Genomic DNA, 23,600 nt, shown 5'->3' with positions numbered 1-23,600 from the left:
GAGCACGCCATGCCGTTCGCGCAGATCTACATGCTGGAAGGCCGCACCGAGGAGCAGAAGCGCGCGGTGATCGAGAAAGTCACCGAAGCGCTACACGAGGCCGTCGGCGCGCCCAAGGAGACCATCCGGGTCTGGATCCACGACATGCCCAAGACCAACTGGGGCATTGCCGGGGTCACGGCCAAGGACCTGGGGCGTTAGCGCCCGGTCGGCGCCGGCGCACGCAAGAGGATCGCCCGGCCGGTGCCTGGCGCTGCCGTCCCCGCCCGGCAGCTGCCGGGTTCGGACCGGTGCCTCACTCGAGCACGAAGCTGATCGGCACGTTGAACCACATCGCCTCCGGCACGCCCGCGCGCGTGCCGGGGACGTAGCGCCAGCGGTCACGCACCGTCTCCAGTGCCAGCCGGTCCAGCCGGTCGAAGCCGCTGGAGCGCTGGATGCGCGCCTCCTGCGCGCGCCCGTCGGCGCCGATCAGCACCCGCACCACCACGCGGCCGGACTCGCCCAGGCGCTGGCTGATGGCCGGGTAGGGTGGCGGCGCGTTGTTCAGATGCCTGGCACTGGATGAAGGCGGCACTACCACCGGGCTTGCCGCGGGTGTCGGCGCGGGTGCGACGCTGGCAGCCACGGGCGCCGCGGGGAGCGCCGCCACTGAAGAGCTGGTGCCGGACTCGACCGCGGGTGCGTCCGGCGGCGCGGCCGGCGGCGGTGTGGTGGCGATGGTGGATTTGGTGGCTGCCGTATCCTGCGTTGACGGAGCCGGCGGCTCAGGTGCGGGTCTCGGCTTCGGTCGCACACTGGCCACCGCGGGGCGGGGCTTGGGTGGCGGCGTGGTCCGCGCTGGCGTTGTCTTGCGCGGGGCCGGGGTGCTGCGTGGCGCCGCGGCCGGAACCGGCGCGGGCGCAGGCGCGGGCGGCACCTCGTCGGGTGCCGGAACTGCCGGCGCCGGGCTTGCCGGCGGTGCGGCCAGTGGCTCGGGCGCCAGCGGCGCAACCGGCACCACGATGAAGCGCGCCGGCACGATCGGCTCCATCGGCGTGCGCTGCAGGCCGCCGTTCAGGGCCCACAGCGCCAGTCCATGCAGCAGGATGACGCCGCCAACGAGAAGGGCCTTGCGGCCCGGATACAACACGGTGGAAGAGAGGTGAAGCGGTGGCAATGGCCCATGATACGAAAGCCTCGCTGACGCCGGCACCGCGGCGACGCAGTTTACTGAACCAGATCAATTGCGAGCCTGCTGGCGCGCCGTCAGCGCGGGTTCAGTGTCGAGCAGGCTTCACGCTTCGCAGCGCCTGCGCTGGCTACCGCCGTTTCCGCTGCAAGCGCGCGAGCCTGGGCGTGTCGCGGCGCCGCCAGCCAGCAAATCCGCGAGCAGGCTGCGGATATGCGTCTGGCGCCGGACGTTTGCATGACAATGCATAAGACCATGAGCGAATCCAGCATCCAGCTTCACAAGCGCCGGCCGCGTCATCAACTCAAGGGCCGACAGCCCGACGCGCAGGCGGTCGCCGAGGTTCGTGCGCTGATCGGCGCGCCACCGGCCGATGGGCACCGGCGCGATCTGCTGATCGAGCACCTGCACCAGCTCAACGACCGTTACCACGGCCTGTTCGAGCGCCACCTGGTGGCGCTGGCGAGCGAGATGCGCCTGGCCATGACCGAGGTCTACGAAGTGGCCAGCTTCTACCACCACTTCGAGGTCCTGAAGGACGACGCCACGCCGCCGCGTGTGACACTGCGCGTATGCGAATCGCTGAGCTGCCAGCTGGCGGGATCGCACAAGCTGATCGAGCGCCTGCCGGCGCTGCTGGGCAAAGATGTGCAGGTGCTGCGCGCGCCCTGCATGGGACGCTGCGAGCAGGCACCGGCGGCGCTGCTCACGACACAGGGCCAGATGCGCTCGCTCGTGAATGTCAGCGCAGAAGGATTGCGCGACGCGGTGAATGATGGGCCTGCAGCAGGTGGTGCCTGCGCACCTGACGCCCCGGAAGTCCTGACGCTGGCACGCTACCGCGAAGCCGGCGGCTACCGCCTGGTGCAGCGCGTGGCAGCCGGCGAATTGGCGCACGAGGACGTGATCTCGACGCTGGAACATGCCGGCCTGCGCGGCCTGGGCGGGGCCGGCTTTCCGGCCGGGCGCAAGTGGCGCATCGTGCGCGGCTTCGATGCGCCGAGGCTGCTGGCCGTGAACATCGACGAGGGCGAGCCGGGCACCTTCAAGGACCGCTTCTACCTTGAGCGCGACCCGCACCGCTTCCTCGAAGGCATGCTGATCGCCGCCCAGGTGGTCGGCTGCGAGGTCATCTACATCTACCTGCGCGACGAATACCCGGAGTGCCGCGCCATCCTTGCCCAGGCCATCGCCGAGCTGCAGGCCGATCCGCCCTTCGCGCTGCCACCCATCGAGCTGCGCCGTGGTGCCGGCGCCTACATCTGCGGCGAAGAGAGCGCCATGATCGAGTCGATCGAAGGCAAGCGGGGCGAGCCGCGCCTGCGCCCGCCCTACATCGCCGAAGTGGGCCTGTTCGGCCGGCCGACGCTGGAGCACAACTTCGAGACGCTGTACTGGGTGCGCGCGATCCTGGAGCAGGGCGCCGACTGGTTCGCCTCCCAGGGCCGCCATGATCGCAAGGGTCTGCGCAGCTTCAGCGTCAGCGGGCGCGTGAAGCAGCCGGGTGTCAAGCTGGCGCCGGCTGGCATCACGCTGCGCGAGCTGGTCGACGAATACTGCGGCGGCATGCAGGACGGCGACGAGCTGTACGCCTATCTGCCCGGTGGCGCCAGCGGCGGCATCCTGCCGGCGCGCCTGGCCGATGTGCCGCTGGACTTCGACACGCTGCAGCCGCACGGCTGCTTCATCGGCAGCGCCGGCATCATCGTGCTCGGCCACCACGACAAGGCGCGCGATGCGGCGCTGAACATGATGCGCTTCTTCGCCGACGAGAGCTGCGGCCAGTGCACGCCGTGCCGCGTCGGCACCGTGAAGGCGGCGCAGCTGATGAATGGGTCGGTGTGGGACGCCGGCACCATGGGTGACCTGAGCCAGGTGATGGTCGATGCCTCGATCTGCGGCCTGGGACAGGCGGCGCCCAACCCGATGCTGTCGGTGCAGCGCTATTTTCCGCATGAGGTGGAGCCGTGAACGCGCCTGACAAAGCCGCCCGACTGATGCCGCCCATGGTGGGGTTCGAGCTTGACGGTCGGCCGGTCGAGGCCTTCGAGGGCGAAAGCATCCTGCAGGCGGCCGAACGCCATGGCGTGGCGATCCCGCGCCTTTGCTATATGGACGGCATGCGTGCCGAGGGCAACTGCCGCGCCTGCATGGTCGAGATCGAGGGCGAACGCGTGCTGGCGCCGAGTTGCTGCCGCAGCGTGCAGCCGGGCATGAAGGTGAAGGCCAGCAGCGAGCGGGCGCGCAAGTCGCAGGACATGGTGCTGGAACTGCTGCTGGCGGAGATGCCGCAGGATGGTTTCAAGTGGCTTGAGGACGATGCCGCGCAACCACACGGGGAGTTGAGCCAGTGGGCCGCCAAGGCTGGCGTGAACGTGCGCCCGACATTGCAAGCCTTGACACGCGAACAACCCGCGCCCGACCTCAGCCATCCCGCCATGGCCGTCAATCTGTCGGCCTGCATCCAGTGCACGCGCTGCGTGCGTGCCTGCCGCGAGGTGCAGGTCAATGACGTGATCGGCTACGCCGGCCGCGGCGCGCAGGCGCGCATCGTGTTCGACCTGGAAGATCCGATGGGTGCCAGCAGTTGCGTCGGCTGCGGCGAGTGCGTGCAGGCCTGCCCGACCGGGGCGCTGAGCGCCAAGACGCACATCGGCCCGCAGAAGGTGGACCGGCAGGTCCATTCGGTGTGCCCGTTCTGTGGCGTCGGTTGCCAGATCACCTACAACATCCGCGACGAGCAGATCATCAGCGTCACCGGCCGTGACGGCCCGGCCAACGAGAAGCGCCTGTGCGTCAAGGGGCGCTTCGGCTTCGACTACGTGGCCAGCCCCGAGCGCCTCACCAAGCCCCTGGTCCGGCGTGCCGACGCGCCCAAGGACGTGGCGCACTGTGAGCACCATCCCGACTGGCGCGAGGTGTTCCGCGAGGCGACTTGGGATGAGGCACTTGAACTCGCCGCCGGCAAGCTGGTGGATCTGAAGGCCACGCACGGGCCGAAGTCGCTGGCCGGCTTCGGCAGCGCCAAGGGCAGCAACGAGGAAGCCTACCTGTTCCAGAAACTGGTGCGCACCGGCTTCGGCAGCAACAACGTCGACCACTGCACGCGCCTGTGTCACGCCTCCAGCGTGGCGGCGCTGCTGGAGGGCGTGGGCTCGGGCGCGGTCAGCAACCCGGTGCGCGACGTCGAGCATGCCGATCTGATCTTCATCATCGGCTCCAACCCCACGGCCAACCACCCGGTGGCGGCGACATGGATGAAGAACGCCGCCCAGCGTGGCGCCAGGATCGTGCTGGCCGACCCGCGCGTGACCGACATCGGCCGCCACGCCTGGCGCGTGCTGCAGTTCAGGCCCGGCGCCGACGTGGCGATGCTGAATGCCATGCTGCACGTGATTGTCAACGAAGGGCTGGTGGATGAGGACTTCATCCGCGCGCGCGTCGATAACTACGAGGCGCTGAAGGCCAACGTGCAGGGCTATTCACCCGAGGCCATGGCGCCGATCTGCGGCATCCCGCCCGGGACGCTGCGCGAGGTCGCGCGCGCCTACGCCACCGCCCGGTCGGCCATCATCCTGTGGGGCATGGGCGTGAGCCAGCACGTGCACGGCACCGACAACGCGCGCTGCCTGATCGCGCTGGCCACCTGCACCGGCCAGATCGGCCGGCCGGGCACCGGCCTGCATCCGCTGCGCGGCCAGAACAACGTGCAGGGCGCCAGCGACGCCGGCCTGATCCCGATGATGTACCCCAACTACCAGCGCGTGGCCGATCCGTCCGCCCACGCCTGGTTCGAGGACTTCTGGGGCCAGCCGCTCGACGACGAGCCCGGCTACACCGTGGTCGAGATCATGCACAAGGCGCTGGCGCCCGAGAGCGACCCGCACAAGGTGCGCGGCATGTACATCATGGGCGAGAACCCGGCCATGAGCGACCCCGACCTGAACCACGCGCGTGCCGCGCTGGCTGCGCTGCAGCACCTGGTGGTGCAGGACATCTTCCTCACCGAGACCGCCTGGCTGGCCGACGTGATCCTGCCGGCCTCGGCCTGGCCCGAGAAGACCGGCACCGTCAGCAACACCGACCGCATGGTGCAGCTCGGCCTGCAGGCGCTGCAGCCGCCCGGCGAGGCGCGCGCCGACCTGTGGATCATCCAGCAGATGGCCAAGGGGCTGGGGCTGGACTGGGACTATGACGCGAGCTCCCTGCAAGCGGAGAAGGAGCCAGCCCTCCACGGCGTCGCCGCCGTCTACGACGAGATGCGGCGCGCCATGCACGGCGCCATCGCCGGCATCACCTGGGACCGCCTGCAGCGCGAAAGCAGCGTCACCTACCCCTGCCTGGACGAGGAGGACCCCGGCCAGCCGATCGTCTTCACCGACGACGTGCCGACGTCCAACGGCCGGGTGCAGCTGGTGCCGGCCGACATCATCCCGGCCGACGAGCGGCCCGACGCCGACTACCCGATGGTGCTGATCACCGGCCGCCAGCTCGAGCACTGGCACACCGGCGCCATGACGCGGCGCTCGGCCGTGCTGCACGCGATTGAGCCCGGCCCCACGGTGTCGATGCATGGCGACGACTTGGCGCGCCTGGGCCTGCAGGCGGGTGGCTTGGCGCGGGTGCGCTCGCGCCGCGGTGAAGTCGAGCTCACGGTGCGCCGCGACGACGGCACGCCGCCCGGCAGCGTGTTCATCGCGTTCGCCTACCGCGAGGCGGCGGCCAACCTGCTGACCAACGCCGCGCTCGATCCGTTCGGCAAGATCCCCGAGTTCAAGTACTGCGCCGTGCATGTGTCACCCGCTTGAAGGGGCTTGACAGCAGCGTCGCCATCGGCAGCATGGGAGGCCATGCAAGCCGTCATCAAGTCGCCCTCCGACCTTCGCGCCGACATCGACCCGGCGCCCGAGAGCTATGGCAAGCGCTTTCTGGCCGAGGGGGATTCCTGGTTCACCTTCAGCACGTTGTGGCTGCCCCGGAACAGCAACCTGCTGTTCGGCCTCGACGTGCCGCAGAGCACTTTCATCATCAACTGCGCGGCGCCGGGCGACACCCTGCGGCACATGGTCCGGTTCCCGAAGAACCGGGGCTTCGCCAACCTGCTGCGGGGCCGGGAGGCGCGCATCTGGGACGCCATCCTGATCTCGGCCGGCGGCAATGACCTGATCGACGCGGCTGGGGTGCCGCCGCTGGATCCCGGTGGGCAAGCGCTTGCGCCCGAACTGCGGCTGCTGCGCACGCCGGAAGAAGCCGCCGCCGGCCCGCCTGGCGAGCGTTTCATCAGCGAGCCGGGTTGGGATGCATTGGCGCACTACCTGCGGCTCAGCCTGCGTTAACTGGTGGATGCGCGCGACAAGAGTATCAACCGCGCCGCGCCCATCATCCTGCACACCTACCACACGCCCGTGCCGCGCCCATCAGGCGTGGCGGGCGCGCCGGCGGGCTGGCTATGGCCGGCCTGCGAGAGCTACGGCATCCCCGACCGTGAGCGGACTGATCTGGCGCGTGCCCTGTTCGAGCGCCTGCGGGCGCTGTGGCTGGCGGCGGATGCCGACTCCGGGCAGCCTGGGGCCTTGCCAAGCGTGCATGTGTTCGATTCCGCTGCCATCACGACCATCGAGCCGGCCGTCCCGGGGTCGAAAGGCGTATCCGGCGACTGGCAGAACGAGATCCACCTCACGCGCACGGGCTATCGCAAGCTCGGCCGGCCGATGGCGGTGTGGCTGTGGGCCCTGCTGCGCGAGCACTACGGCCACCCGTAGAGCGGCCGGCAGCGGGCTACCACGACCCGAAGGGGCCGACCGGCCTCAGCGATGCCCTGCCAGCGAGGTCGCGATCGCCCACTTGAACGGCGTCACGCGGTCGGCCACGCGCAGCACCAGCTCGCGCAGGGGGCGTGCCGGTCGCGAGTCGTTGGTGTAGAGCATGGCGACGATGCGCGTGGCCTCGTACAGCGGGCGCGTCGCCAGGCGGTGCAGGCGCTGATAGCGCGCCAGCGCCTCGGGCGCGCCGAGGTCGCGGCTGGCGGCGTGCGCCGCGCCGAGCTGGCGTGCCAGCGTCTCGACGCTGGCCAGGCCGAAGTTGAAGCCGTGCGCCGTCACCGGGTGCATGCCGACGGCGGCGTCGCCGATGCAGGCGAAGCGCTGCGCCACCAGCCGGCGGGGATACACGCCCACCAGCGGGTAGGCGTGGCGCGTGCTGGTAGAGCGCATCGCGCCCAGGCGGCGGTCGAAGCGGCGCGTCAACTCGGCGCCGAAGGCTTCCTGGTCCAGTGCCAGCAGCGGCTCCATCTGCTGGTGCGGCAGCGTCAGCACCACCGAGGCGCGGTGCGCGCCGCTGGCCGGGTCGTCGTTCATCGGCAGCAGCGCCATGGTCTGGCCGTCGTGGCCGAACCATTCCCAGGCCATGTGATCGTGCGGCAGCTCGTGCTCGACCTGCGACACCACCATGGTGCGGCCGAAGTCGTGCATGGTGGCGCCGATGCCCACCGCGCGCCGCGTCGGCGAGAAGCGGCTGTCGGCCGCCACCAGCAGTTGCGCCGAATGCGTGGCGCCGCTGGCCAGCGTGACCCGGGCCGCCTCGGTGTCCGTGCTGACATGCGCGACACCGTCACCGGCGATCAGCGTGATGTCGCCATGCCTCGCGATGCTGTCCTGCACCTCCTGCCAGGCCGCGCGGCGGATCAGGTGGTTGGACACCAGCCAGCCTAGCTCGCTGCGCGAAGTCAGGCCGTGGCCGATCACCATCGAGAACTTCGACGGCCCGTTCAGTACCTGCGCATCGCGCAGCGGCGACAGTGCGGCCGGGTTGTCGGCTTCGATGCGCTCGAGCACGCCAAGCCGGCGCAGCGTCGCGGCCGAATGCTGGCTGAGCGCGATCTCGCGGCCGTCGAAGGCCGGGTTCTCGATGGCGTCGGCGGCTTGCTGCTCCACTACCGCGATCGACAGGCCCAGGCCCGAGAGCGAACGCGCCAGGCACAGGCCGGCCGGGCCGGCGCCGCTGATGAGGAGGTCGTAGTGCATGGCCAGGCAGCGTAGCGGACTGGCTCAACACCTCGTTTGAGGATGGTCAATCGCCGAGGATGCGGACTAGATCGGCGATGTGGCGACGGCCATTCGGCCACGGACCAAGGCGGCGGCGCCTCAGGTGCTGCCGAAAACCAGGCGCGTGCCGGTGGAGGAACGCACCATCCGGTCGCCAAAGATCTGTTGCGCCATGCCGATGAAGGCTTCGCCGGTGCAATGCATCGGGATCAGCCAGTCGGGCTCGATCGACTTGAGCGCCTCGGCCGTCTGCCGCTGGTACTCGACCGGATGCGGCGCCAGGTGAAAGCCGCCCAGCACCGCATGCACCTTCTGTACGCCCGAGACCTGGCGCGCAGCAGCGACCGAGTTGACGATGCCGCGATGCCCGCAGGAGGTCATGACCACCAGGCCCTTGCCCTTGACGTGGTAGACGGTGGCCTGCTCGTGCTGGAAGTCATCGGGAATCATGGTGGTGATGCCGCGCTTGGCTTCGGGCAATCCCTCGGGCGCGCAGCCGATGCCGTCCTTCAGGCCGACCGCCATGCGGGTCGGCGCCAGCACGCGCTCGAAGCTGTCGGCCGGGATGCGTCCGGTGGAAAAGCCGTGCCCGGCGATCAGGCTCGGCCGCTCGGCGAACTCGATGCGCAGCCGCGCTGCGCGGATGGCGTCGCGATCCAGCGCGCCGAAGAAGCCCGCCGCGTCACCCACGCCAGCCTCGCGGGTGCAGAAGCATTCCTCGCCGCCGAGCACGAAAGGCAGGTCCGGGCGCAGGCGAGCCTGATGGCGCCGCAGGAAACCGACCAGCCCGCCGAAGTGATCGTAATGACCATGCGACAGGACCAGGGCGTCGAGCTGCGCGGGGTCGATGCCGAGCAGCTCCAGGTTGTTGTTCAGCGTTTCCGGGGTGTAGCCGAAATCGATCAGCACCTGGCGCCTCTCGGAGTCGCGCGTCGACTCGACGTGCAGCGACAATCCCCATTCGTTCTGCAGCGTGCGCGGCGCGCCACCGCTTCTTGACAGGCCGAACGCGTAGCGCTGCAGCTGCAGGTCACGCAGCCTGCGCGTCGGCTCGAAGGCGTGATGGTAGGAGTCGGTCACCACGCGCACCGCCAGCTGGTCGACCTGCGGCGGTCCACCGGCCAGGGGCTGCGCCGAGACGACGTTGGCGCAACCGGCCAGGCCGCCGGCCAGCGCCCACAGCATCGATCCCGGCGCCGCGCGCAGCAGGCCGCGGCGGCGCGGAGAGGCCAGGTAATCGTCATGGTCGTCGGCGTTCATGAGGGCTCCTCCGGTCTTGGAATGATGGGCCCTGCCATCTTAGACGCGATGGCGAGACGATGGCAAGCGACCCAGCGCGTGGCTGCCGCCGGCCAGCGTGATCTGGCCGGCCACGGCTGGCATCCGCCGCTGCCGCGAATGTCCCCACGGCGGCATCGGCAGCGGCAGTGGTCGCCAGGCCCTGCCCGACCGCAGGACCTACACTGACGCGCAGGCGGCGCGGCAGGTGCCCGCGGCCAGTCCACATTTTTGACAGGTGCTTCGAGTCGCATGATTCCCCGGCTGAGCCAGGCCAGCGCGCCGCTGACCGAGCGGGTGCGCGTGATCGACGAGCACGGGCAGGCGCGCGAGGCCTCGATCCCGGCCGAGCGCGCGCTCACCATCTACGTCGACAAGCACGAGCTGGTGACGCTGATGACGCTGGGCGCGCAGCCGGAATGGCTGGTGCTGGGCTACCTGCGCAACCAGCGGTTGGTGGCCGCGCTGTCGGAAGTGGAGTCGGTCACGGTCGACTGGGAGGTCGGTGCCGCCTCGGTGCGCACCCGCCGCGGCATCGAGCGCATCGCCGAGCGCACGGCGCAGCGCGTGGTTACCACCGGCTGCGGCCAGGGCAGCGTGTTCGGCGGCCTGATGGAGGACCTGGACCGCATCCGGCTCGGCGAGGCCGTCGTGACGCAGGCGCAGCTGTACGGCTTGGTGAACGCGATCCGGCTGCAGGAGAGCACCTACAAGTCGGCCGGTTCGGTGCACGGCTGCGCGCTGTTCGCCGGCGAGCGCATGCTGATCTTCATCGAGGACGTGGGCCGCCACAACGCCATCGACACCATCGCCGGCTGGATGTGGCTGCAGGACGCCGCGCTGCAGCGTGGCGACGACAAAATCTTCTACACCACCGGCCGTCTGACCAGCGAGATGGTCATCAAGTCGGCGCAGATGGGGGTGCCGATCGTGGTCTCGCGCAGCGGCATCACGCAGATGGGTCTGCAGGTGGCCGAGCGGCTCGGCCTGTGCGCGATCGGGCGCGCGGTGAACAAGCGCTTCCTGTGCTACAGCGCGCCCGAGCGGGTGCGGTGGGAGCCGGGGCTGGCGGACTGAACCTGCGTGATCCGGCTGTCTTCCCATGTGGGAGCGGCGGCAGCCGCGAAACAACCGTAGCCCATCCGAACGCATGTTCACGGCTGCCGCCGCTCCTACAATGAGAATCAGGCCGTGATCGTGGTGCCCCGCCTTTCATGGCATCGGCGCGCCTGATCGACAAGGCGCGAGCGACTTGCGTACAGTGTGCGCCATGAACGTTTCCAGCTGGACCCTGGGCTGGCGCTCGCTGTGGCGCGACCTGCGCTCGGGCGAATTGCGCCTGCTGATGGTGGCGGTGACGCTGGCGGTGGCCGCGTTAACGGCGGTGGGTTTTTTCTCCGACCGCCTGCAGGGTGGCCTGCAGCGCGACGCGCGCCAGTTGCTGGGCGGCGACGCGGTGGTGGTCAGCGACAACCCGCCGGCCGATGCCTGGGCGGCGCAGGCGCGTGCGCTGGGCCTGGAGCAGGCGCTGACGCTGAGCTTTCCAACCATGGGCCGGGCGCCCGATGCCCAGGGCGGTGCCACGCGCCTGGTGGCGCTGAAGGCGGTCGACCAGGGCTATCCGCTGCGCGGCCGGTTGCGGCTGGCGCGCGACGTCACCGATCGCTTGGGCGAGCCGACCGACGCCATCCCGGCGCGCGGCGAGGTCTGGGTCGACCCCGCGCTGCTCGAGGCGCTGGCGCTGCAAGACGGCGACACCCTGCTGCTGGGCGACGCCAGCTTCCGCATCGCGCGCCTGATCGCGCAGGAGCCCGACCGCGGCGCCGGTTTCATGAGCTTCGCGCCGCGCGTGATGATGCACGCCGCCGACCTGGCCGAAACCGGCCTGGTGCAGCCGGCCAGCCGCATCACCTGGCGGCTGGCGGTGGCGGGGCCGGAGGCCGAGGTGCAGCGCTTCATGGCCTGGGCCGGGGCCGAGATCAAAAAGCCCGGCGTGCACGGCGTGCGGCTGGAGTCGCTGGAAAGCGGCCGGCCCGAGATGCAGACCACGCTGGACCGGGCCGAGAAATTCCTCAACCTGGTGGCGCTGCTGGCGGCGCTGCTGTCGGCGGTGGCGGTGGCGCTGGCGGCGCGCGGCTTCGCGGCGCGGCACCTGGACGATTGCGCCATGCTGCGCGTGCTGGGGCTGCCGCAGCGGCGCATCGCCGGCGCGTACACGGTGGAGTTCGTGCTGGTCGGCCTGACCGCCAGCATCGCCGGGGTGCTGATCGGCTACGCCACGCACCATCTGTTCGTGGTGCTGCTGGCCGGCCTGGTCGAGACCGCGCTGCCGGCGCCCGGCCCGTGGCCGGTGCTGTTCGGGCTCGGCATCGGCCTGACGCTGCTGCTCGCGTTCGGCCTGCCGCCGGTGCTGCAGCTGGCGCAGGTGCCGCCGCTGCGCGTGATCCGGCGCGATGTCGGCGCACTGAGGCCAGCCTCGCTGGCGGTGCTGGCGCTGGGCGTGGCCGGGTTCGCGGCACTGCTGCTGGCCGTGAGTTCAGACCTGAAGCTGGGCCTGATCGCCGTTGGCGGCTTCGCCGGCGCGGTGATGGTGTTCGCGCTGCTGTCCTGGGGTGCCGTCCGCTTGTTGCGCGGTGTCGTCAACGAGCAGACCGCGCCGCGCTGGATGGTGTTGGCGACGCGGCAGATGTCGGCGCGGCCGGCCTGCGCGGTGGTGCAGGTCAGCAGCCTGGCGGTGGGGCTGCTGGCGCTGGTGCTGCTGGTGCTGCTGCGCACCGACCTCATCAGCAGCTGGCGCGCCGCCACGCCGGCCGATGCGCCGAACCGCTTCGTCATCAACGTGATGCCCGAACAGGCCGAGCCGTTTCGTGCCACGCTGGATGCGGCCGGCGTCACGCGCATGGACTGGTACCCGATGTTCCGCGGCCGGCTGGTGGCGATCAACGGCCAGGAGGTGTCACCCGAGAGCTTCGCCGACGAACGCGCGCAGCGCATGGTGGACCGCGAGTTCAACCTCTCGCACGCCCTGCACCGGCCGCCGCACAACCAGATCGCGGCCGGCCGCTGGCAGGAGGGCGAGGCCGGCGCCATCAGCGTCGAGGAGGGCCTGGCCAAGACCCTGAACCTGAAGCTGGGCGACGTGCTGCGCTTCGACATCGCCGGCATGCCGACCGAGGCGCGCATCAGCTCGCTGCGCAAGGTCGACTGGGCCTCGATGCACGTCAACTTCTTCGTCATGTTCCCGCTGGCCGAGATGCCGGATGTGCCGATCACCTACATCGCCGCGTACCGCGCGCCGGAAATCTGGCCCCCACGCTCCTCCGCTGCGCATGATGCGCTGCCCTCCGAGGGGACGTCCGCCAGCTTGGGGCGGCCCGGCGGTGGCGCGGCCGGCTTCGACAACGCGCTGGTGCGGCAGTTTCCGAACATCACCAACGTCGACATGAGCAGCACCATCGCGCAGGTGCAGCGCGTGCTGGACCAGGTGATCCGGGCGGTGGAGTTCCTATTCGGCTTCACGCTGGTGGCGGGGCTGATCGTGCTGTTTGCCGCGGTCAGCGCCACGCGCGAGGAGCGTGCGCGCGAGTTCGCCATCATGCGCGCGGTTGGTGCCGGCAGCCGCCTGCTGGGGCAGGTGCAGCGCGCCGAGCTGATGGGGGTCGGCCTGTTGGCGGGCTTCCTGGCCAGCGTGGTGGCGATCGGCGTCGGCTGGGCGATGGCGCGCTACGTGTTCGAATTCCACTGGACCGCATCGCCGCTGGTGCCGCTGGCGGGCAGCCTGGTCGGTGCGGTGCTGGCGCTGCTGGCCGGCTGGTGGGGCCTGCGCGAGGTGCTGCGGCGGCCGGTGGTGGAGACGCTGCGGCGCGCGGCCGAGTAGGCCGCTGCCCTGGCGGACGCGCGGGTTGTCGGCGCCGCGCCACGGATGGGCGGTGGTCTGGGCCGTGGCGCTGATGGCCATGTAGGCCAAGATCGCCAATAGTGCCGAAATAGAGTCCAGCATCCAATCTTTCCGGGTTCGCCGTGCTCAACTTTCCGGCATGAGTGAAACCGGCAAACCACAGAAAACCATCCACCTCGCGCTGCAGGGCGGCGGCGCGCACGGCGCCTTCACCTGGGGCGTGCTCGATGCGCTGCTGATGGACGGGCGGCTGGACTTTGCCGGCATCAGCGGCACCAGCGCGGGCGCGATCAACGCGGTCGCACTGGCGCATGGCTGGGCGCTGGCCGCGGCCGAGCAGCAGGATCCCGCCGAGGGCGCACGGGCCGCGCTGGCGCGGGTCTGGACCAGGATCATGGAACTGGGCGCGGCCAGCCAGGGCACGGCGAGCCTGACCCGGCTGATGCTGGGCGCGCTGCCGGGCGCGCTGGGCAAGTTCTCGCCCTACCAGGTCAATCCGCTCGACTACAACCCGCTGCGCCAGCTGATCGAGGAGCAGATCGATTTCGAGCGCCTGGGCCGGCTGAAGACGCCGCGCGTGTTCATCGCCGCCACCGACGTCGAGACCGGCCGGGCCGAGATCTTCTCGGGCCGCCGGCTGAGCGCTCAGGCGGTGATGGCCTCGGCCTGCCTGCCGCAGCTGTTCCAGGCGCCCGAGATCGACGGCAGGCTGTACTGGGACGGCGGCTACGCGGCCAACCCCGCCCTCGGCCCGCTGGTCGAGATGGGCGAGAGCCGGGACATCCTGCTGGTGCAGATCAATCCGCTTAAGCGGCCGGGCAAGCCGACCTCGGCGGCCGAGATCGCCGACCGCGTCGGCGACCTGACCTTCAACGCCAGCCTGATCGCGCAGATGCGCAGCATCGCGCTCATCAACGAACTGATCGAGCGCGGCCTCGCGCACCAGGGGCTGCAGCCGATCCACATGCACCGCATCGACGGTGGCGCCGCGCTGGCCGAGCTGCCGACCTCCAGCAAGGTGTCGCCGCAGCCGGCCACGGTCGAGAAGCTGTTCGCGCTCGGGCAGGAGCGTGCCCGGCACTGGCTCAGCCGCCGCTTCGCCGCCGTCGGCGAGCGCAGTTCGATCAAGCTGCAGCGCGACTACGGCGATCCGCTCAAGCTTGATTTCGCGTCGGCCGATGCGGTGGAGGGCGAGGCGGATACCGAGGCGCAGCCGGCCTGGGCCCGTTTCCTGTGGCCGGCGGAGGAGCGGGCGCGCTCGGCCGCCGCCGCCGAGGCCGCCGCCGGCCAGGCGGTGCAGGCTGCGCGCGCCGTGCAGCAACAGGCCGGCGGGAACGGCGGACAGGATGGCAGCGTGCCCGCCGCATCGGAAGGCACCACCATCGTGGTGCTGCCGCCAGCATGAGTGCGGCCGCCGACCTAAAATCAGCGCCGTGCGCCGAGCTTGCAAGCCATCGAGAATGAAGACACGGGCCGGGCTCGCCGTGGCTGCGCGGACCGGCATGCGGCGCGTATCAGCCCCCTCACGGCTGTCCACCGGCTCGTCAGCAAGCCGGCAGGGCTTTGCCGACCGCACCGCAGGCACGCGCCGGAGCCCGATTTGACCGCTGATCCCGACGACCCCGCCGTCACCCAGGCGGCTGCCACGCCGTTCGACTGGATCGGCGGCGAGCCGGCGGTGCACGCGCTGGTCGAGCGCTTCTACGACCTGATGGACCTGGAGCCCGGCTACGCCGCCGTGCGCGCCACGCATGGCAGCACGCTGGACGATGCGCGGCGCAAGCTGTTCTGGTTCCTGTGCGGCTGGCTGGGCGGGCCGGATCACTACGCCGAGCGCTTCGGCCATCCGCGCCTGCGCTGGCGCCACCTGCCGTTCGCCATCGGCATCCGCGAGCGCGATGAGTGGCTGGCGTGCATGGATCAGGCGATGCGCGAGACCGGTGTCGACGAGGTGCTGCGCCTGCGCCTGAACCAGAGCTTTTTCCAGACTGCCGACTTCATGCGGAATCGGCATGGCTGAGCCGGGCGACGAGCACGCGCCCGCGGCACCGGCGGCGGACTTGCCGGCCGTCGGCACCTGGTCGAGCCTGATCGTCACCACGGCGATCCAGGCCATGGTGTCGATGGCGCTGCTGACGCTGCCGGCCATGGCGCCGGCGGTGGCGCGTGCGCTGGGCGTGTCGACCACGCTGGTCGGCACCTACGTCGCCATCTGCTACCTGGCGGCGATGCTGGGCAGCCTGATCGGCGGCACGCTGGCGCGGCGCCTGGGGGCGATCCGCATCAGCCAGGTCGGCCTGCTGCTGTGCGCCATCGGCCTGGTGCTGTGCGCCGTGCCCTGGCTGCCGGCGGTGGCCGTGGGGGCGCTGTTCATTGGCACCGGCTATGGGCCGATCACGCCGGCCAGCTCGCAACTGCTGGCGCGGACCACGCCGGCGCCGCGCATGGCGCTGGTGTTCTCGATCAAGCAGACCGGGACGCCGGCAGGCGGCATGCTGGCCGGTGCGCTGGTACCGGGGCTGTCGCTGTGGCTGGGCTGGCAGGGCACGCTGGTGGTGGTGGCCATGGCCTGCCTGCTGTGCGCCAGCGTGTCGCAGCCGCTGCGTGCGCCGCTCGATGCCGACCGCCAGCCGGGCGAGCCGCTGGCGCTGGGTGCGCTGTTCAAGCCTATCGGCATGGTGCTCGGCCACAAGCCGCTGGCGGTGCTGGCGGCGGTGTCGTTCCTGTTCTCGGCGGTGCAGGTGTCGGTGACGGCGTACATGGTGACCTACCTGAACGAATCGCTGGGCATGACGCTGCTGGCCGCCGGCGTCGCCTTGTCGGTGTCGCAGCTGGCCGGCGTGGTCGGCCGCATCGGCTGGGGCGCCATGGCCGACCGCGGCATGGGTCCGCGCAATACGCTGATGCTGCTGGCACTGCTGATGATCATCGGCAGCGTGCTCACCGCGCTGCTCCAGGCCGATTGGCCGACGGCACTGATCTGGGCCATCGTGGCGCTGCTCGGCGCCTCGGCGATCGGCTGGAACGGTGTCTATCTGGCCACGGTGGCGCGCCAGTCGCCGCCCGGCCAGGCCGGCGTGGCGACCGGCGGCACGCTGCTGTTCACCTTCATGGGCGTGGTCTGCGGCTCGCCCGCGTTCGGCGCCGTCGCGGGCCTGAGCGGCAGCTACCGCGTGGCGGTCGCGGCACTCGCCGTGCCGGCGGCGCTGGCATTGGCGCTGCTGGTCTGGCGTGCGATCCAGGCGCGGCGTGCCTGAGCGCACGGCCATCGGTGCGCTCTGCATTCGCGGCGGCGCAGTGTCCATGCTGTCAACGGTGCGCATCGAAGTGCCGATGGCGTGGCGGACGGGAACCGCTGCATCATTCGGTCATCCCGGCGAGCCACTAGGTGAGTTGCATTTGCATCCGCGATGAACTTGGCTGCCGTCTGATCGAACGCTGATTGCAGGAGGTTCCCATGTCCCCACCCACGATCGCTCAAAGGCGCGCGACCTTTCGCGCGCTGCACCAGACCGGCTGCTTCGTGCTGCCGAACCCCTGGGATCTCGGCAGCGCCCGCGCGCTGGAGGCCATGGGCTTCAAGGCGCTGGCCACCAGCAGCGCCGGCCATGCCTGGTCGCGCGCGCGGGCGGACGGGCAACTCGCGCGTGATGACGCGCTGGCCCACCTGCGCGAGATGGTGCAGGCCACCAGCCTGCCGATCAATGCCGACTTCGAGAGCGGTTTCGGCGACACGCTGGAGGAACTGGCGAGCAGCGTGGGCATGGCGGTCGACACCGGCGTGGCAGGTCTGTCGATCGAGGATTCGACCGGCAACCCCGAGGCGCCGCTGCGCGCGATGGATGAGGCTGCGGAGCGCATGCGCGTGGCGCGCGCCGCCATCGACGCGGCGGGCGGCGACACCTTGCTGGTCGGGCGGGCGGAGAACTTCTTCGTCGGCGTGCCCGACCTTCGTGACGCCATCGCGCGCCTGCAAGCCTATGCGGCGGCCGGTGCCGATTGCCTTTATGCGCCCGGCATCAGGACCCGCGAGCAGATCGCAGCGGTGGTCGCGGCGCTGGCACCCAAGCCCGTGAACGTGCTGGTCGGCTGGGCCAGCGAGCTTGGCGTGGCCGATCTGGCCGAGCTCGGCGTGCGGCGCATCAGCGTCGGCGGCGCACTGGCGCGCGCGGCCTGGGGCGGATTCCTGCAGGCGGCGCGCATCATCGCCGAGCAGGGCCGCTTCGATGCCTTCGCCGGAACGCCTACGGGAACTGAATTGAACGGCTTGTTCAAGTGAGCCGGCCGCACCGACGGCCCGGCACGGCTGCGGTGCACAATGCGCCGATGCTGCAACTTGCCGACATTCAACAAGCCGCCGAACGGGTGCGCGGCCAGGTGCTGGAAACCCCTTGCGTCGAATCGCGCACGCTGTCGCAACTGACCGGCGCGCAGGTGTTCCTCAAGTTCGAGAACCTGCAGTTCACCGCCTCGTTCAAGGAGCGCGGCGCCTGCAACAAGCTGACCCAGCTCTCGGAAGAGGAACGTGCGCGCGGCGTGATCGCCATGAGCGCCGGCAACCACGCGCAGGGCGTGGCCTACCACGCCGAGCAGCTCGGCGTGCGCGCGGTGATCGTCATGCCCAGCTTCACCCCGGGCGTGAAGATCGCCCGCACGCGCGGCTTCGGCGCCGAGGTGGTGCTGCACGGCGACACGCTGGAAGCCGCCAGCCAGCACGCACGCGCGCTGGCGGCCGAGCAGGGGCTGGTGTTCGTGCATCCCTACGACGATGAGGCCATCATGGCCGGCCAGGGCACCATCGGACTGGAGATGCTGCAGGCGCGCCCCGATCTCGACACCCTGGTGGTGCCGGTGGGCGGCGGCGGCCTGATGGCCGGCATCGCCACCGCGGCCAAGGGGCTCAAGCCGGAGATCGAGGTGGTCGGCGTGCAGACGCAGCGCTTTCCGGCCATGGTCAACCTGATGACGAGCCAGCACCACGCGCAGGGCGTGAGCACGATTGCCGACGGCATCGCGGTCGGTGCGCCCGGCCGGCACTGCACCGAGGTGCTGCACCAGCGCGTCGACGGCTGGCTGCTGGTCGACGAGAGCGATGTCGAGCAGGCCATCGTGATGCTGCTGGAGATCGAGAAGACCCTGGTCGAAGGCGCCGGCGCGGCGGCGCTGGCGGCGCTGCTGCGGCACCCGGCGCGCTTTGCCGGGCGGCGCGTCGGGCTGGTGCTGTCGGGCGGCAACATCGATCCGATGCTGCTGGCCTCGATCATCCGGCGCGGCATGGTGCGCTCGGGTCGGCTGGCGCGCATCGTGGTCAGCACGCGCGACGTGCCGGGCTCGCTGGCGCGCATCACCCAGGTGGTGGCCGACACCGGCGCCAACGTGCAGGAGATCAGCCACCAGCGCGCCTTCACCATGCTCGCAGCGCAGAACGTCGAGATCGAACTGGTGTTGCAGACGCGCGACCGCGCCCACGTGCGCGAACTGCTGGCACGGCTGCAGGCCCAGGGCATGGAAACGCGCTGGCAGGACGAGGCCTGAGGCCCGCACCCGCCCGCTCGCCAGAAGAGAGCGATCGGGTACTTGCCCCGCGAGGCAACCGCGCTTCGAAAAGCTCGTGTGAACCGGATTCTCAGGGATCGAATGCTGACCCGTAGTGCGGCCTCGGGGTTCCGTTAACCGCGCCCGGCCGCCGCCAGCAGCACCAGCAGAGCGCCCGCGCCGCCTTCCAGCGGCTTGGCCTGCACGAAGGCCAGCACCTCCTTCTTCTGGATCAGCCAGCCATGCACCCTGGCCTTGAGCACCGGCGTGCGGCCGGGTGAGCCCAGGCCCTTGCCGTGCACCACGCGCACGCAGCGCAGGCCGGCTTTCGTCGCCTCGCGCAGGAAAGCGCCGAGCGCCTCGCGCGCCTCGTCGGTGCGCATGCCGTGCAGGTCGATCTCGGCCTGCACGGTCCAGTCGCCGCGGCGCAGCCTGGGCGGGACGTCGGGGCCGATGCCGGGACGGCGGAAGCTCAGGTGCTCGTCGGTGTGCAGCAGCGTGCTGGCGTCGAACTCGTCGGAGATCGCCTCGCGCAGCACCGCCTGCTCGTCCAGCGCGCGCTGGCGCGGCTCGGGTGTGACCGGTGCCGGCGCGTGCACCACGCGGCCATGCGCGCGCAGCGGCTGCGTCGGGCCGATGGCACGCGCGAACAGGTTCTTTGCGGCCTCGGCCTGCTTCTCGGCGGCGGCGCGCTCGGCCGCCTGCTGCTCGGCGCGCGCCGCGGCCTCGGCCAGCTGCCGGCGCATGCCTTTCAGCTCGGCGAAGGACTTGGCCTTCATACGAGTCCCTTCTCGGCCATCGACAAGGCCTCGCCCGGCGCCACGATCACATGGTCGATCACGCGCACGTCGATGAGCGCCAGTGCGGCCTTCAGCGCCTGCGTGATGGCCTCGTCGGCGCGGCTGGGCTGCACGCTGCCGCTGGGGTGGTTGTGCGCCAGCACCACGGCGGCGGCATGGTGGTGCAGCGCGCGCAGCACCACCTCGCGCGGGTACACGCTGGTCTGCGTCAGCGTCCCGCGAAACAGCTCTTCCAGCGCGATCAGACGGTGCTGGCTGTCGAGGAACAGCACCGCGAACACCTCGTGCGCGCGCTGCGCCAGCTGCAGCTGCAGATAGCTCTTCACCGCGGCGGGCGAGTCGAACACGGCGCGCTGCTTCAGCTGCTGTGCCAATGCGCGGCGCGCCAGCTCCAGCACGGCGACCAGTTCGGCACGCTTGGCCGGCCCGCCCAGCCCCTTGACCCGCCGCAGGTCATCGGCGCCGGCATGCAGCAGGCCGGCGATGCCATCGAACGCATCCAGCACTTCCTGCGCCATCTGCAGCACGCCGCGCCCGGCGGTGCCGGTGCGCAGCAGCAGGGCCAGCAGTTCGGCGTCGCTGAGCGCGCCGGGTCCACGTGCCAGCAGCTTCTCGCGTGGACGCGCGTCGGGCGGAAGGTCTTTCAGGGCCATGCCGGTCGGGCAACAGGGGGTTTCCTACAATCCGGGGCAGTTTATCTGGGGTATGCATGAGCGTTGTCGAACCGGGATCTTTCCTCACCCTGCATTACCGCCTGGCCGGGCCACGCGGTGACGTCATCAACACCTTCGGCGGCAAGCCGGCGACGCTGTCGCTGGGCACCGGCGAGCTGGCGCCGGCGGTGGAGGCCTGCCTGATCGGCCTGAACGAGGGCGCGCACACCAGCTTCGACCTGCCCGCGGGCGCCGCCTTCGGCGAACGCAACCCGGACATGATCCAGTGGCTGGCGCGCAAGGACCTGGATGCGCTGGGCGATCCTGGCGAACGCTACGAAGTCGGCGAGGTGGTGCAGCTGCCGACACCTGGTGGCGAGGGCCAGTTTGCCGGCGTGGTGCAGGCGGTGCGCGAGGACGGTGCGCTCAGGCTCGACTTCAACCACCCGCTGGCGGGCCAGCCGGTGACTTTCGAAGTACATGTGATTGGAGTGCTGTGATGGAGCCGCGTGCTGAAGTGCTGCTGGCCGAACCGCGCGGCTTCTGCGCCGGCGTCGACCGGGCGATCGAGATCGTCGAGCGCGCGCTGGCCAAGTTCGGCGCGCCGATCTATGTGCGCCACGAGATCGTGCACAACACCTACGTCGTCAACGACCTCAAGGCCAAGGGCGCCATCTTCATCGAGGATCTGGCCGACGTGCCGCCGGGCGCCACCCTGATCTTCAGTGCCCATGGCGTGCCCAGATCTGTCGAGCTGGAAGCCCAGGCCCGGGGCTTTCGCATCTTCGACGCCACTTGCCCGCTGGTCAGCAAGGTGCACGTCGAGGTCGCCAAGCTGCACAAGGAAGGCTACGAGTTCATCATGATCGGCCACAAGGGCCATCCCGAGGTCGAGGGCACCATGGGTCAACTCGACGGCGGCATCCACCTGGTGGAGGACGTCGCCGACGTGGCGCGCATCCAGCCGAGCCAGACCGAGAAGCTGGCGGTGGTGACGCAGACCACGCTGAGCGTCGATGACGCGGCCGAGATCACCGCCGCCGTGAAGGCGCGCTTTCCCAACATCCGCGAGCCCAAGCAGCAGGACATCTGCTACGCGACACAGAACCGGCAGGACGCGGTCAAGCTGATGGCGCCGCAGGTCGACGTGGTGGTGGTGGTCGGCAGCCAGACCAGCAGCAACTCGAACCGCCTGCGCGAGGTGGCGCACAAGCTGGGCACCACCACCTACATGGTGGACAGCGCCGAAGAACTGAAGCGCGAATGGTTCGAAGGCAAGAAGCGCATCGGTCTCACGGCCGGTGCCTCGGCGCCCGAGGTGCTGGTGCAGCAGGTGATCGACCGGCTCAAGCACCTGGGCGTGCTGTCGGTGCGCAAGCTCGACGGCATCCAGGAAACGGTGAAGTTCCCGCTGCCCAAGGGCCTGAAGCTGGACGGCGCGGGCCAAGCCAAGCTGTCGCATCTGCGCTGAGTGGCGGGCCCGGTGGCCCGGTTGTCGTGCCTCGGCCCGCGCGCATGGACACCTACAATCGCCGTCCATGCTTGATCCCATTCTGCTTCGCAAGGACCTCGACGGCGTGCTGGCACGCCTGAAGACGCGCAAGGACCCGCAGCCCTTCCTCGACGAGAGCGCGTTCCGTGCGCTCGAAGCCGAGCGCAAGACCATCCAGACCCGCACCGAGGAACTGCAGGCGCAGCGCAACAGCGCGAGCAAGCAGATCGGCCAGCGCAAGGCCAAGGGCGAAAGTGCGGATGAACTGATGGCGCAGGTGGCGTCGATCAAGGACGAACTCGACGCTTCCGCCGCGCGGCTCGACGTGATCCAGGACGAGCTCAACGATCTGCTGCTGGCCGTGCCGAATCTGCCGCACGCGAGCGTGCCGGTGGGCGCCGACGAAGGCGCCAACCAGGAAGTGCGCCGCTGGGCGCCGCACGGGCTGGCGCCGCGCGCGTTCGACTTCCCGGTGCGCGACCACGTCGAACTGGGCGAGCCGCTGGGCCTCGACTTCGAGACCGGCGTCAAGCTCGCCGGCACGCGCTTTTCCTTCATGCGCGGCCCGGTGGCGCGCCTGCACCGGGCGCTGGCGCAGTTCATGCTGGACGTGCAGACTACGCAGCACGGCTACGCCGAGTGCTACACGCCCTACATCGTCAACGCCGAGACCCTGCGCGGCACCGGCCAGTTGCCCAAGTTCGAGGCCGACCTGTTCGCCGCCAAGAAGGGCGGCCAGGAAGGCGAGGGCGAACTTCTTTACCTGATCCCGACTTCCGAGGTCTCGCTCACCAACCTGGTGCGCGGCGAGATCGTCGCCGAAGCCGATCTGCCCATCAGGCTGACCGCGCACACGCCGTGCTTCCGCTCGGAGGCCGGCAGCGCCGGGCGCGACACCCGCGGCATGATCCGCCAGCACCAGTTCGACAAGGTCGAGATGGTGCAGATCACGCATCCCGAGCACAGCTACGACGCGCTGGAACAGATGGTGACGCACGCCGAGGCGATCCTGCAGAAGCTGGAACTGCCGTACCGCGTGGTGCTGCTCAGCACCGGCGACATGGGCTTCGGCGCCAGCAAGACCTACGACCTCGAAGTCTGGGTGCCGGCGCAGCAGACCTATCGCGAGATCAGCTCAGTCAGCAACTGCGAGGCCTTCCAGGCGCGCCGCATGCAGGCCCGCTTCAAGAACGCGCAGGGCAAGAACGAACTGGTGCACACCCTCAATGGCTCCGGCCTGGCCGTCGGCCGCGCGCTGGTGGCGGTGCTGGAGAACCACCAGAACGCCGATGGCTCGATCAGCATCCCGAAGGCCTTGCAAGCCTACCTCGGTGGCCTGGAGACCCTGACAGCCGAACCGGCGTGAACCCCAGCCGCGCGGCTGCTAGAATCCGCCCTTCGACACGAAGCAGGAGAGGTGGCAGAGTGGTCGAATGCGCCGGACTCGAAATCCGGTATACGGTTTACCGTATCGAGGGTTCGAATCCCTCCTTCTCCGCCAGCCCAAGACCTTCCAACTTGCTAACTGCGATTTGAAGGCGCCCGAAGCCCCGCACCACGTGGGGTTTTTTGATATGGGCTCCTGACTGCCCAGTCGGGCCGGCGACCTCAAAACCCGTCTCAGAGCGCGTTTGTCTTAGAACCTCCTGACTTTTTCAGGGGCGGTACGGCATTTTGTATTGACCCAGCAGAACCTGCACAGGCTAGGCCGCTGAAGCGAATGCTTCAGC

19 protein-coding genes, 1 tRNA gene and 1 pseudogene are annotated in these 23,600 nt (G+C 70.1%); 16 read left to right on the top strand and 5 right to left on the bottom strand.

Translation table 11 applies throughout. The features are described 5' to 3' along the window. Window positions 1-3: 3 nt before the first annotated feature. A pseudogene (thmT, locus tag PK606_RS07940) lies at window positions 4-201 on the top strand (2-hydroxymuconate tautomerase); the annotation flags it as partial. 94 nt (window positions 202-295) lie between these two features. Here the strand turns inward: thmT and PK606_RS07935 are convergent. Beyond that, on the bottom strand, window positions 296-1,159 hold the full coding sequence (locus PK606_RS07935; RefSeq protein WP_324562513.1) for an energy transducer TonB: 864 nt from the start codon (window positions 1,157-1,159) through the stop codon (window positions 296-298). A gap of 267 nt (window positions 1,160-1,426) precedes the next feature. On the opposite strand from PK606_RS07935, the gene PK606_RS07930 reads away from it, so the two are divergent. Genes PK606_RS07930 through PK606_RS07915 form a run of 4 tightly spaced genes read left to right on the top strand, consistent with a single transcriptional unit; the run spans window position 1,427 to window position 6,933 of the window. Then, window positions 1,427-3,142: an NADH-ubiquinone oxidoreductase-F iron-sulfur binding region domain-containing protein gene (locus tag PK606_RS07930; RefSeq protein ID WP_324562511.1), complete on the top strand. Its 1,716-nt coding sequence runs from the start codon at window positions 1,427-1,429 to the stop codon at window positions 3,140-3,142. Window positions 3,143-3,168: 26 nt separating this feature from the next. Next, window positions 3,169-5,979 carry a formate dehydrogenase subunit alpha gene (gene fdhF / locus PK606_RS07925; RefSeq protein ID WP_324562614.1) on the top strand — a complete coding sequence of 937 codons (2,811 nt, stop codon included), beginning with the start codon at window positions 3,169-3,171 and terminating at the stop codon, window positions 5,977-5,979. Between the two features lie 42 nt (window positions 5,980-6,021). Continuing rightward, the gene (locus PK606_RS07920; protein ID WP_324562509.1) at window positions 6,022-6,507 is read left to right on the top strand and encodes a hypothetical protein; all 486 of its coding nucleotides are present in this window, start codon (window positions 6,022-6,024) and stop codon (window positions 6,505-6,507) included. 3 nt (window positions 6,508-6,510) lie between these two features. After that, entirely contained in the window at window positions 6,511-6,933 is a 423-nt protein-coding gene (locus PK606_RS07915; RefSeq protein WP_324562507.1) for a hypothetical protein, read from the top strand. 45 nt (window positions 6,934-6,978) lie between these two features. Here PK606_RS07915 and ubiM read toward each other — a convergent pair whose 3' ends face one another. Beyond that, window positions 6,979-8,193, bottom strand: coding sequence for a 5-demethoxyubiquinol-8 5-hydroxylase UbiM (ubiM, locus tag PK606_RS07910; RefSeq protein ID WP_324562505.1), 1,215 nt, complete (start codon window positions 8,191-8,193; stop codon window positions 6,979-6,981). A gap of 120 nt (window positions 8,194-8,313) precedes the next feature. Then, window positions 8,314-9,474, bottom strand: a complete 1,161-nt coding sequence (locus PK606_RS07905) for an MBL fold metallo-hydrolase (protein ID WP_324562503.1) — start codon at window positions 9,472-9,474, stop codon at window positions 8,314-8,316. Window positions 9,475-9,744: 270 nt separating this feature from the next. Between PK606_RS07905 and PK606_RS07900 the strand changes: the two genes are divergently transcribed. The 7 genes from PK606_RS07900 to PK606_RS07870 all read left to right on the top strand — a co-directional run bounded on the left by PK606_RS07900 (window position 9,745) and on the right by PK606_RS07870 (window position 18,925). Continuing rightward, window positions 9,745-10,569 (top strand): formate dehydrogenase accessory sulfurtransferase FdhD, encoded by an 825-nt coding sequence (locus PK606_RS07900; protein WP_324562501.1) that lies wholly within the window; start codon window positions 9,745-9,747, stop codon window positions 10,567-10,569. 193 nt (window positions 10,570-10,762) lie between these two features. Beyond that, complete coding sequence (locus PK606_RS07895) at window positions 10,763-13,369, top strand: ABC transporter permease (protein ID WP_324562499.1); 2,607 nt, start codon at window positions 10,763-10,765, stop codon at window positions 13,367-13,369. Window positions 13,370-13,529: 160 nt separating this feature from the next. Then, a complete protein-coding gene (locus tag PK606_RS07890) occupies window positions 13,530-14,795 on the top strand; it encodes a patatin-like phospholipase family protein (protein WP_324562498.1) in 1,266 nt (421 codons plus the stop codon). 195 nt (window positions 14,796-14,990) lie between these two features. Further along, window positions 14,991-15,410: a group II truncated hemoglobin gene (locus PK606_RS07885; protein ID WP_324562496.1), complete on the top strand. Its 420-nt coding sequence runs from the start codon at window positions 14,991-14,993 to the stop codon at window positions 15,408-15,410. After that, complete coding sequence (locus tag PK606_RS07880) at window positions 15,403-16,647, top strand: MFS transporter (RefSeq protein WP_324562494.1); 1,245 nt, start codon at window positions 15,403-15,405, stop codon at window positions 16,645-16,647. The genes PK606_RS07885 and PK606_RS07880 overlap by 8 nt, the downstream gene beginning before the upstream one ends. Before the next feature lie 200 nt (window positions 16,648-16,847). Continuing rightward, complete coding sequence (locus PK606_RS07875; RefSeq protein WP_324562492.1) at window positions 16,848-17,669, top strand: isocitrate lyase/PEP mutase family protein; 822 nt, start codon at window positions 16,848-16,850, stop codon at window positions 17,667-17,669. A gap of 47 nt (window positions 17,670-17,716) precedes the next feature. Continuing rightward, window positions 17,717-18,925 (top strand): threonine ammonia-lyase, encoded by a 1,209-nt coding sequence (locus PK606_RS07870; RefSeq protein ID WP_324562489.1) that lies wholly within the window; start codon window positions 17,717-17,719, stop codon window positions 18,923-18,925. Between the two features lie 134 nt (window positions 18,926-19,059). Here PK606_RS07870 and PK606_RS07865 read toward each other — a convergent pair whose 3' ends face one another. Both PK606_RS07865 and radC read right to left on the bottom strand, forming a co-directional pair. Beyond that, window positions 19,060-19,704 (bottom strand): Smr/MutS family protein, encoded by a 645-nt coding sequence (locus PK606_RS07865; RefSeq protein WP_324562487.1) that lies wholly within the window; start codon window positions 19,702-19,704, stop codon window positions 19,060-19,062. Continuing rightward, the gene (radC, locus tag PK606_RS07860) at window positions 19,701-20,378 is read right to left on the bottom strand and encodes a RadC family protein (protein ID WP_324562485.1); all 678 of its coding nucleotides are present in this window, start codon (window positions 20,376-20,378) and stop codon (window positions 19,701-19,703) included. Before radC ends, PK606_RS07865 begins: the two co-directional genes overlap by 4 nt. A 56-nt stretch (window positions 20,379-20,434) precedes the next feature. Here radC and PK606_RS07855 point away from each other — a divergent pair, with 56 nt between their 5' ends. From PK606_RS07855 to PK606_RS07840, 4 genes are all read left to right on the top strand, one after another. Continuing rightward, on the top strand, window positions 20,435-20,878 hold the full coding sequence (locus PK606_RS07855) for an FKBP-type peptidyl-prolyl cis-trans isomerase (protein ID WP_324562484.1): 444 nt from the start codon (window positions 20,435-20,437) through the stop codon (window positions 20,876-20,878). Next, entirely contained in the window at window positions 20,878-21,849 is a 972-nt protein-coding gene (gene ispH / locus PK606_RS07850) for a 4-hydroxy-3-methylbut-2-enyl diphosphate reductase (protein ID WP_324562482.1), read from the top strand. Before PK606_RS07855 ends, ispH begins: the two co-directional genes overlap by 1 nt. Window positions 21,850-21,916: 67 nt before the next feature. After that, the gene (gene serS, locus PK606_RS07845; RefSeq protein WP_324562481.1) at window positions 21,917-23,236 is read left to right on the top strand and encodes a serine--tRNA ligase; all 1,320 of its coding nucleotides are present in this window, start codon (window positions 21,917-21,919) and stop codon (window positions 23,234-23,236) included. Between the two features lie 45 nt (window positions 23,237-23,281). Then, a tRNA-Ser gene (locus PK606_RS07840) sits at window positions 23,282-23,371 on the top strand. Window positions 23,372-23,600: the final 229 nt, after the last annotated feature.

It is taken from the genome of Ottowia sp. (genome assembly GCF_035444425.1).
GTDB lineage: Bacteria > Pseudomonadota > Gammaproteobacteria > Burkholderiales > Burkholderiaceae_C > Ottowia.
The sequence above is the reverse complement of the archived record's forward strand: the minus strand, read 5'-3'. Positions and strand labels throughout refer to the sequence as shown.